Annotated in this window: 13 protein-coding genes and 1 tRNA gene; 7 read left to right on the top strand and 7 right to left on the bottom strand. The window is 63.6% G+C overall.

What is annotated here, in order from left to right:
* Nucleotides 1–33 precede the first annotated feature (33 nt).
* The 5 genes from yihA to rpmH are packed head-to-tail and all read right to left on the bottom strand — an operon-like array spanning nucleotide 34 to nucleotide 3,216.
* Nucleotides 34–708 (bottom strand): ribosome biogenesis GTP-binding protein YihA/YsxC, encoded by a 675-nt coding sequence (yihA, locus tag AC1GI4_RS05800; protein ID WP_294271760.1) that lies wholly within the window; start codon nucleotides 706–708, stop codon nucleotides 34–36.
* Nucleotides 705–2,402: a membrane protein insertase YidC gene (gene yidC / locus AC1GI4_RS05795; protein WP_479628906.1), complete on the bottom strand. Its 1,698-nt coding sequence runs from the start codon at nucleotides 2,400–2,402 to the stop codon at nucleotides 705–707. Before yidC ends, yihA begins: the two co-directional genes overlap by 4 nt.
* An 18-nt stretch (nucleotides 2,403–2,420) precedes the next feature.
* Entirely contained in the window at nucleotides 2,421–2,633 is a 213-nt protein-coding gene (gene yidD / locus AC1GI4_RS05790; RefSeq protein WP_294271828.1) for a membrane protein insertion efficiency factor YidD, read from the bottom strand.
* Between the two features lie 2 nt (nucleotides 2,634–2,635).
* Complete coding sequence (gene rnpA, locus AC1GI4_RS05785) at nucleotides 2,636–3,022, bottom strand: ribonuclease P protein component (protein ID WP_433911427.1); 387 nt, start codon at nucleotides 3,020–3,022, stop codon at nucleotides 2,636–2,638.
* A gap of 59 nt (nucleotides 3,023–3,081) precedes the next feature.
* Nucleotides 3,082–3,216 (bottom strand): 50S ribosomal protein L34, encoded by a 135-nt coding sequence (gene rpmH, locus AC1GI4_RS05780; protein ID WP_007404632.1) that lies wholly within the window; start codon nucleotides 3,214–3,216, stop codon nucleotides 3,082–3,084.
* Nucleotides 3,217–3,412: 196 nt separating this feature from the next.
* Between rpmH and AC1GI4_RS05775 the strand changes: the two genes are divergently transcribed.
* The 3 genes from AC1GI4_RS05775 (at nucleotide 3,413) to AC1GI4_RS05765 (ending at nucleotide 5,365) form a co-directional block, all read left to right on the top strand.
* The gene (locus AC1GI4_RS05775) at nucleotides 3,413–4,927 is read left to right on the top strand and encodes a YifB family Mg chelatase-like AAA ATPase (RefSeq protein ID WP_479628905.1); all 1,515 of its coding nucleotides are present in this window, start codon (nucleotides 3,413–3,415) and stop codon (nucleotides 4,925–4,927) included.
* A gap of 23 nt (nucleotides 4,928–4,950) precedes the next feature.
* Nucleotides 4,951–5,223: a hypothetical protein gene (locus AC1GI4_RS05770; RefSeq protein WP_479628904.1), complete on the top strand. Its 273-nt coding sequence runs from the start codon at nucleotides 4,951–4,953 to the stop codon at nucleotides 5,221–5,223.
* A gap of 57 nt (nucleotides 5,224–5,280) precedes the next feature.
* Nucleotides 5,281–5,365 (top strand) — tRNA-Leu (locus AC1GI4_RS05765).
* Nucleotides 5,366–5,519: 154 nt separating this feature from the next.
* Here AC1GI4_RS05765 and AC1GI4_RS05760 read toward each other — a convergent pair.
* Together AC1GI4_RS05760 and AC1GI4_RS05755 are read right to left on the bottom strand one after the other, a co-directional pair.
* A complete protein-coding gene (locus AC1GI4_RS05760) occupies nucleotides 5,520–5,774 on the bottom strand; it encodes a helix-turn-helix domain-containing protein (protein WP_479628903.1) in 255 nt (84 codons plus the stop codon).
* A gap of 436 nt (nucleotides 5,775–6,210) precedes the next feature.
* Nucleotides 6,211–6,414, bottom strand: coding sequence for a hypothetical protein (locus tag AC1GI4_RS05755; protein WP_479628902.1), 204 nt, complete (start codon nucleotides 6,412–6,414; stop codon nucleotides 6,211–6,213).
* 191 nt (nucleotides 6,415–6,605) lie between these two features.
* Between AC1GI4_RS05755 and AC1GI4_RS05750 the strand changes: the two genes are divergently transcribed.
* The 4 genes from AC1GI4_RS05750 (at nucleotide 6,606) to AC1GI4_RS05735 (ending at nucleotide 9,308) form a co-directional block, all read left to right on the top strand.
* A complete protein-coding gene (locus tag AC1GI4_RS05750) occupies nucleotides 6,606–7,817 on the top strand; it encodes an IS256 family transposase (RefSeq protein ID WP_062127151.1) in 1,212 nt (403 codons plus the stop codon).
* Between the two features lie 92 nt (nucleotides 7,818–7,909).
* Complete coding sequence (locus tag AC1GI4_RS05745) at nucleotides 7,910–8,413, top strand: LuxR C-terminal-related transcriptional regulator (RefSeq protein ID WP_479628901.1); 504 nt, start codon at nucleotides 7,910–7,912, stop codon at nucleotides 8,411–8,413.
* Between the two features lie 37 nt (nucleotides 8,414–8,450).
* Nucleotides 8,451–8,804, top strand: coding sequence for a hypothetical protein (locus tag AC1GI4_RS05740; RefSeq protein WP_479628900.1), 354 nt, complete (start codon nucleotides 8,451–8,453; stop codon nucleotides 8,802–8,804).
* 45 nt (nucleotides 8,805–8,849) lie between these two features.
* Nucleotides 8,850–9,308, top strand: a complete 459-nt coding sequence (locus AC1GI4_RS05735) for a hypothetical protein (RefSeq protein WP_479628899.1) — start codon at nucleotides 8,850–8,852, stop codon at nucleotides 9,306–9,308.
* The last annotated feature ends 24 nt before the right edge of the window (nucleotides 9,309–9,332 follow it).

Here is a 9,332-nt window from a genome sequence, read left to right as displayed (position 1 = left end):
GGCGGGCCTTTTTTCCATCACCGCCAGAGCGGATCAGCCAATGGCTTCGAGCACCGCTGCACGCAGTTCGGCGATTCCCATGCCGCCCTCGCTGGAGGTGGCCAGAATGTCGGGATGCGCGGCGGCACGCTTGCGCGCCTCGATCTCGGTGCGGGCGACGACGTCGGCAAGTTCGGTCGCCTTTACCTTGTCCGCCTTGGTCAGGACGATGCGATAGCTGACCGCCGCGCGGTCGAGCATCTCGAGGATTTCACGATCCACTTCCTTGATGCCGTGACGCGAGTCGATCAGCACCAGCGCGCGCTTCAAGGCTTGGCGCCCGCGCAGGAAGTCGTTCACCAGGAAGCGCCACTGCTTGACCATGTCCTTGGGCGCCTTGGCGAAGCCATAGCCCGGCATGTCGACCAGCCGCAGCGTCGGCGGCGTCCCGACGTCGAAGAAGTTCAGCTCCTGCGTCCGCCCCGGCGTATTCGAGGTGCGCGCCAGATTGTTGCGGTTGGTCAGCGCGTTGAGCAGCGAGGACTTGCCCACGTTCGACCGCCCGGCGACCGCGACTTCCGGCACGATCGGATCGGGCAGGAATTTCAGCGCGGGCGCGGACTTCAGGAAGGTGACCGGCCCGGCGAACAGCTTGCGCGCCGACTCGACCAGCTCCTCCGAGAAACCCTCGGGCGTCTCGGAGGGGGCAGGGGTGGGAAGCTCGCTCACTTGGCCGCCGGCTGCTTCAGGCCCGGATGGCGGGCATAGAGCAGGCGCTGCTGCAGGATAGAGATGCAGTTGGTCGTGATCCAGTAGACCTGCAGGCCGACCGCGAACGGGGCCATCACGAACATCAGCACCCAGGGCAGGATCGCGAAGACCTGCTTCTGCGCATCGTCCATCGGCTGCGGGTTCATCTTGAACTGGAAGTACATCGAGATGCCCAGCAGGATCGGCACGACGCCGATCGCGATGAAGTGCGGCGGCACGAAGGGCAGCAGGCCGAACAGGTTGACCGGGGTCAACGGATCGGGCGCGGACAGATCCTTGATCCAGCCGAAGAAGGGCTGATGCCGCATTTCGATCGTCAGCATCAGCACCTTGTACAGAGCGTAGAAGATCGGGATCTGGATCAGCGTCGGCAGACAGCCCGCCAGCGGATTGACCTTCTCCTGCTTGTAGAGGGCCATGACCTCCTGCTGCATCCGGACCTTGTCGTCCTTGTAGCGCTCCTGCAGCGCCTTCATCTTGGGCTGCACCGCACGCATCGCCGCCATCGAGGCGAACTGGCGCTGTGCGATCGGGAACATCAGCGCCCGGATCGTGACGGTCAGTAGGATGATGGCGATGCCGAAATTGCCGACCAGACGGAACAGCCAGTCGAGATAGTAGAAGATCGGCTTTTCGAGGACGCGTAAGTAACCCCAGTCCAGCGCGTAATCGAGCTTCGTCGCGCCTTCCTTGTCGGTATAGCGGTCGAGCAGCGCGACTTCCTTGGCGCCCGCGAAGAAGCGGGTGGTCTGGGTCAGCTGCTTGCCCGGTGCCAGCGTCTGCGGCTGCAGCGTATAGTCGGCCTGATAGGTCTGGCCCGCGCCCGCACGGAACTGGCCATCGAACGCCTTCGCCTGATCCGGGATCAGCGTCGCCAGCCAGTATTTGTCGGTAAAGCCCAGCCAGCCGCCGGTCGTGGTGAAGCGGGTCGGGGCCTTGTCCAGGTCCTTCCAGTTCGGGCCGTAATTGGCCGAGCCGTTGTTGACCGACATCGGGCCGACATGGATCGTCCAGGTGTCGGGATCGGCCGAGATGCCGCGATTGACATAGCCGTAAGCCGCGACCGGCACCGGCGCATTGCCGCCGTTCGCTACCGTCTGCTGGACGGTGAACATGTAGTCCTTGTCGACCGACAGGGTGATCTGGAAGCGCTGGCCGGTGGCGTTGGCCGCGGTCAGCGTGACCGGCCGGCCGGGGCGCAGCACGGGCGCGCTGGCGGTCCACACCGTATCGGCGGCCGGAGGGGCCAGTCCGTCGGCGCGCCAGCCGAAGCCCGCGAAATAGGCACCCGTCGTACCGGCAGGCGACAGCAGCCGGATCGGCGGCGAGTCCTTGGCGACCGTTTCCTTATAGTCGAGCAGGACGAGATCGTCGATCCGCGCGCCCTTCAGGTTGATCGACCCCTTCAGGCGCGGCGTGTCGATCGCGACGCGCGGCGTTTCGGCGAGCACGACCTTGCGGTCGCGAATCGCGGACGGCGTCGTGGCGGTCGGGTTGGCCGAGCTGTTGGCCACCGGCACCTGCTTGCCGTCGACGATCTTGGTCGCGGGCGGATTGCTCGGGAAGAACTTGCTCTGGATGAGCGGCCATCCGAACAGGATCAGCGCCGCGATCACCGCGAACACGACGAAATTCTTGCGGTCTTGGTTCACGTGGAAACCCCGTTAGTGTCAGGGGACCGGGTCGGGCCCGTGCCCGCCCCAGGGATGGCACCGCGCGATGCGCTTGAGCGCCAACCAGCCCCCTTTGACCGCGCCATAGCGGGCAATGGCCTGTATTGCATAGGCCGAACAGGATGGTTGATAGCGGCACGTGGGCGGCAAAATGAGCGAGGGGCCGAGTTGCCAGCCCCGCGCGACGAGGATCAAGGCCCGCGCGAACAGGGTCACGCGGGCTCTTGAGTCGGTGTGGTGGGCTGGCGGTGCGCGCCGCCACGGGGGCTGCGCCCCTTGCCACGGCCATGATGCACGCGGGGTTCGCGTGGGCGATCATGGCCGCCGGTATCGGGCGAGGCGGCGCGGGTCAGCGCCTTGGCCAGCTCGGCGGTGAGCGCCTGATAATCGCGCTCGATCCCGCCTTGCCGCCCGATCAGGACGTGATCGGCACCCGCAATGCCCTTTTCCGGCAACAGATCACGCGCGAGCGCCCGCAACCGGCGTTTCATCCGGTTGCGAACGACCGCGTTTCCGATCTTCTTGGTGACGGTGAAGCCGACGCGAACGCTCTCGTCACCGTCATCCCGCGGGCGAACCTGCAGCACGAAGCCGGGCATCGCCACGCGTCGCCCGCCATTGGCCGCGAGGAAATCGCGGCGGCGGGTCAGCGTCGTGATTACGCCGACAGCTTCTTGCGGCCGCGCGCGCGACGCGCCCGGATCACCGCACGGCCGCCCGGCGTGGCCATCCGCGCACGGAAGCCGTGACGGCGAGCGCGCACCAGATTGCTCGGCTGAAAGGTCCGCTTCATCGTTCATTCCTTGGATACGTCTGAATAAAAACGGCCGCCACGAGGACGGCCTTGGTGGCAAGCCGCTTACGCAAAGCGGCGTTTCAAGTCAATCCGCTCCACGCGCGTGGCCTGTGCCTATCGCCCCTTGCGGTCGGACGTCATCCTTTGCAGGAAGCATCGGCGGGCAGGGGAGCGTTCGCGCGGGGGAATTTCTATGGCGACGATCGTGTCCACGGTGGCCTATCTGGGGCTGGAGGCGCGCGCCGTCGAGGTGCAGGTCCAGCTGATTGCCGGATTGCCCGCCTTCAATCTGGTCGGATTGGCCGACAAGGCGGTGGGAGAGAGCCGCGAACGCGTGCGCGCGGCGATCGCCGCCATGGGCCTTGCCTTGCCGCCCAAACGCATCGCAGTGAACCTGTCGCCCGCCGACCTGCCCAAGGAAGGATCGCATTTCGACCTGCCGATCGCGCTCGCCTTGTTGGCGGCGATGGGGGTGGTCGATGCCGAATTGCTGACCGATCATGTCGTGGTCGGCGAACTGGCGCTGGACGGGCGGATCGGGCCGTCGCCGGGCGTCCTGCTGGCGGCGATCCATGCGGCGTCGGTCGACAAGGGCCTGATCTGCCCCGCCGCGCAAGGCGCGGAGGCGAGTTGGGCGGGCAGCGGCGCGGTCATCGCCGTGCCCGATCTGCTGTCGCTCATCAATCATTTGAAGGGTCATTCGGTACTGCCATCGCCCGAAGCAGGGTTGGTGGAGGAGGGCGTGCCCGGCCCCGACCTGTCGCAGGTCAAGGGACAGGAAAATGCCCGCCGCGCGCTGGAGATCGCGGCGGCCGGCGGGCATAATCTCCTGATGAGCGGCCCTCCGGGATCGGGGAAGTCGCTGATGGCCGCTTGCCTTCCGGGAATTCTACCGCCCCTCGATGCTGCCGAGGCACTTGAGGTCTCGATGGTCCAGTCCGTCGCGGGTGCCCTGGCCGGAGGGCGGTTGACTCGGACCCGGCCGTTCCGTGCGCCACACCATTCGGCATCGATGGCGGCGCTGACCGGCGGCGGATTGAAGGCCAGGCCGGGCGAAGTGAGCCTGGCACATCTGGGCGTCCTGTTCCTCGACGAGCTGCCCGAATTCCAGCGCGCGGTCCTCGATTCGCTCCGCCAGCCGCTGGAGACCGGCACGGTCAGCATCGCGCGCGCCAATGCGCATGTGACCTTCCCCGCGCGGGTGCAACTGGTCGCGGCGATGAACCCGTGCCGCTGCGGCCATCTGGGCGATGCGGCACTGGCCTGCGCCCGTGCGCCGCGCTGTGCGGCGGATTATCAGGCCAAGATTTCGGGGCCCTTGCTCGACCGAATCGATCTTTCGGTCGAGGTACAGCCGGTTCGGGCGGTCGACCTGTTCTCGCCCGCCGCCGCCGAATCATCGGCGACGGTGGCGGCGCGTGTGGCGGCGGCGCGCGCACGCCAGAGCGAACGTTATCACGATGCGCCGGTTACGGTGCGGACCAATGCCGAAGCGGACGGCCCATGGCTGGAGCGCTTCGCCACCCCCGACGATGCGGGCCGCGCGCTGTTGGTCGAAGCGGCCGAGCGCATGCGCCTGACCGCGCGCGGCTATACCCGCGTCCTGCGTGTGGCGCGCACCATCGCCGATCTGGCGGGTGTGGAAGAGGTCGGACGTATCCATGTCGCCGAGGCGCTGAGCTATCGCCAGCGACCGCCGGTGAATTGATGGGGCGTAAGGCAATGCGTTGGATGACCCCGCTTCTGTTGATGGGGTTCGGGCCACCGCTGACATGGCTGGCCATCCTATGGTCGGATCCCGTGGCGTCCGGTATTCGTGGTCCGGTCCTCGTTTGCGGCCTTGCCGCATTGGCGACCGTACCCGGGCTGATCGGCCTGTCGATGCTGCCTGTGCGTGGGAGAGCCAAGAGCTTGATCGCTCCGTTTTACTTGATCGGAGCGGTCTTCATTCTCCTATATGCCCTGCTGGTCTTTGTCTGCGTCGCGACCCATGATTGCCCCTGATCCCGACAATCGACGCTTGCACCGTGCGTCACCCTCGTCTAGCAGCGCCTCTTCGCTGCCCCTGTGGCGAAATTGGTAGACGCATTCGACTCAAAATCGAACGCCGCAAGGCATGCTGGTTCGAGTCCGGCCAGGGGCACCACTAACAGTCACTTAAGTGCCTGTTTTTGCTAAGTTTTCGTGCTTGAGGATGCTTCTCGCTCCCTCTGCTGTTCCCACATTTGATTCCGATTAGAGCCCATTGATGGCGAACAGTGCCGGTCATATGACCTTGGCTGATAGTCTCTCACACCAGGTCAAAGGTCGAGGTCAATCTGCTCTGGGCGGATGTATGGCGGTGCCACGACATAGCCCTCAGCTGCCAAGCGCTGCAGCGACTCTACGTGCACCAGCCGTCGTCGGCCAATCTTGACGGTGGTGATCTGACCGGCCGCGACGAGCTCATAAAACCGAGTGCGTCCAATGCCGATCATAGCAAGCGCCACCTTCACCGTGACGGTGAGAGGTTGCCGTGTGGTGAGGGCGCCAGCTGGCTCCCGAATGTTATTCATGTACCAGACTCCTAGCAGGGAGGCTGGTGGGCTCTTCGTCGCGCGTACTATCTCATCGGCGGCCGCTTGAAGCAATGGTCTCGCGAGCATGATACGCCATCACAATGCGATGCGACTAAGTGTCTGTTTATTGGTGAATTTTGCGCGCGTAACACAATGTGGGACAATGTGTAACACAATGTGACACCTATCGCGCGGTAGGCAGGCCTTTGATTTGAAAGGCAAACGTGAGCCGAAGGCTTGCGTTCGGTGTGTATGTATCCCGAACCATCACACGAGCTTTGCGGCATCAGCAGGCATAGGTGATCAGAATTAGATTCGCCTATTCGGTTGGCATTTGCCGCCGATAGGCGGGCAAGAACAAAACCGTTATGCGCGTCTTCACGGACAGAGCGCAGGGCCGCAATCGAACCCCATGGCCACTCCTATGGCGCGGTCAATTATCGATCTGGTCCGACGGTTCGACAGATGGTTGGTTGTTACGACTGCTTCCGTGGCCATCGACCTCCGAGAGGCGCACCAGTGCGCCATCGAGGCAGATGCCGATGTCCAGGAGATTGCGACGATCCGCGATCGCCAAAGCTTCCGTGACTAATCGCCTGATTGTCTGAATGTCGGGCGTATGATCGTTTTTGCGCATGTCGATTACCAAAGCGCAATTGAGGGGAGTGGAGGTAGCGTCCGCGGTCGTGGTGTAATTTCCCGGTGTAGATGACGGTGTATGCCGGGGTGGGGCCGAGGCCCCACCCCCGTCGGCGTCTCGGTGGCCACCGGGCTCATCGGTTAAGGTGGAAGTGTCGAGCTTCACCAACACCCGAGGAGTTTTTCCCGATGACCGACGACAGACTACCGCTTGCCGAACTGATGGCGAAGACCGGAGACGGCGATTTTCTGCGCAGCGTCGCCGAGAGCGTGTTGCAGATCATCATGGAGGCCGACGTCGACGGCCTCATCGGCGCCGGTCGCCACGAGCGCTCCGGCGAGCGCAGCACCTGGCGCAATGGCTACCGCGACCGCACCCTGGATACGCGACTGGGCACGCTCAACCTGAAGATCCCCAAGCTGCGCACCGGCGCCTATTTCCCCGGCTTCCTCGAACCCCGCAAGACGGTGGAGAAGGCGCTGGTCAGCGTCATCCAGGAGGCCTGGATCGCCGGCGTCAGCACGCGGCGCGTCGATGATCTGGTGCAGGCGATGGGGATGAGTGGCATCTCGAAGTCGAGCGTGTCGAAACTGTGCAAGGACATCGACGAGCGGGTGAACGCCTTCCTGAAGCGCCCGCTCGCCGGCGAGTGGCCGTATCTCTGGCTGGACGCGACCTACCTCAAGGTGCGCGAGGGCGGCCGCATCGTCAGCGTGGCAGCCATAATCGCCGTCGCCGTCACCACCGAAGGCAAGCGCGAGATCGTCGGCCTGCACATCGGCCCCAGCGAGGCCGAGCCGTTCTGGTCGACCTTCCTGCGCGACCTCGTCCGGCGCGGCCTGAAGGGTGTGAAGCTGGTCATCTCCGATGCGCATGAGGGCTTGAAGGCCGCCATCACCCGCGTCGTCGGCGCCACCTGGCAGCGTTGCCGCGTCCACTTCATGCGCAACGCGCTGGCTCATGTGCCCAAGGGCCAGAACACCATGGTGGCTGCCGCCATCCGGCAGGTCTTCCTCCAGCCCGATCATGCCGCAGCCACCCAGACCTGGCGTCACGTCGCCGACCAGCTGCGCGCCCGCTGGCCGAAACTCGGCGCCTGCATGGACAACGCCGAGCACGACGTGCTCGCCTACATGACCTTCCCCGAACAGCATCGCACGAAGTTGCACTCCACCAACCCATTGGAACGGCTGAACAAGGAGGTGAAGCGCCGCGCCGACGTGGTCGGCATCTTCCCCAACGAGGATAGCATCACCCGCCTCATCGGCGCCGTGCTCCTCGAGCAGAACGACGAATACCAGCTCCAGAACCGCTACATGCAGATCGAAGGCATGACCGCTCTCGCCACACCACAGATCGAGGAGGTACCGCCCCTACAGATTACACCCAAGGCCGCCTGAACGATGCGGCCCGGTGGCACACCTGAAATTACACCACGTTGACGGACACGACCGGGAGTGGAACAAGTTAATTATCGGTTAACAGATCGGGAATGGATCGAAAGCCGACCGAATCGTTGAGCCCGCGCCAGCTCGAATGCCTCCGCCTCGTTTGGGAGCGTCGTATCTCGAAGGAGATCGCCCGCGAACTCGGGATCTCTAAAACGACGGTCGATGGTTACATAGCCGAAGCAGTACAGGCACTTGGCGCCAAAGACAGGCGTGAAGCCGCTGCGATGGTGTTTGCGGGTTATACCCCTGATCGGGTCAGGGGTGATCCAGCACGGGTGGATCAACCAGGCCAAGCGAGTGACGTGGATGCACCAGCAAATGAGCCGGTAGATCCAGGGCCTCGGCAGTATCCTACGCACGGGCTTGGCCTACCGCTCTCGACAGGGGAGCAGAATCGAAATGACCTATCTCCGTTAGCAACTGTCTTTTGGATTTTCGCAATCGCCATTGCGGCCATGGCGGCGTTGACCCTTTCCATCTCTATGGGACTGGGGCTCAACACGTTCTTCCGGCCAATTTGGCACCTCGTAAAAAGTACCGGATAGCTGGGGGTGGATTCTTCGCCTTCAGCGGAGACACCCCATGCGCAAAGAACGCCTTGCTGTCGCTCACTCAATCGCGAACGAATTGATACCTTACGAGCAGGAATTGGACGCTGCGATCATTCGCAACGCCAAGCTGACGATGGCCATAATCGATGGCCGACGCCGCGCGAAGGCTCCCTTGACGATCGCTCAGAAGAGCCTGGAGAACGTCGCGTTGGCGAACGTCCGGCTAATTGAGGCGCGTAACCTCATCCATGAAGCGCATTACGACCTGCGCGAAGCTCAGTACGAAATTGGCTTAGGCGCTGTGTCTTACGGCGATTATGGCGACACCCAGCCGCCGACGCCTGCAAGTATGCGCATTTCGGATCGTCACCCGGTTGACGCCTGAATCGTGTCGGCCGACTGAGCCTGAAACAAGGGGCGCTCGGCCAGCATGAACACCTTCATGATCTTCGTCACAGGTTTTGTGCTATGCTTGATATACGTCTCGATCCGGGGCGGCGCGGTCGAAAGGATCGCGATGGCGTTGCAGTTGGCAGCCTTCCTTACAGGTTTCGCAATTCCCAGGTTGCCTCGCCTGTATGCCCACACGACAGTCTCGTGGGGTTTCTTCACGATCGACCTTATACTTCTGATGGCGCTTACCGCGCTGGCTATAGCTTCACGTCGCTTCTGGCCTGTTTGGGTCGCCGGGCTCCAGGCTGCGACCGTGATGGCGCACGTCGCGAAAGCGATGGTCCCCGATATGCTGCCTATCGGTTACAGCTTTCAAATCCGCTTCTGGGGTTACGGAATGCTGCTCCTGACCGCCGCCGGTACTTGGCGGCACGTTCGCCGCAAGCGTCTGTTTGGTCACGATGTCCCGTGGAAATGGGACGTATCAGTCAAATAGTCCCGTTGCGCAAGCTCGAGGCTG

It is taken from the genome of Sphingomonas sp. 77B, assembly GCF_056497825.1.
Note: the sequence above shows the minus strand (reverse complement) of the source record. Positions and strands in the feature narration are given on the sequence as shown.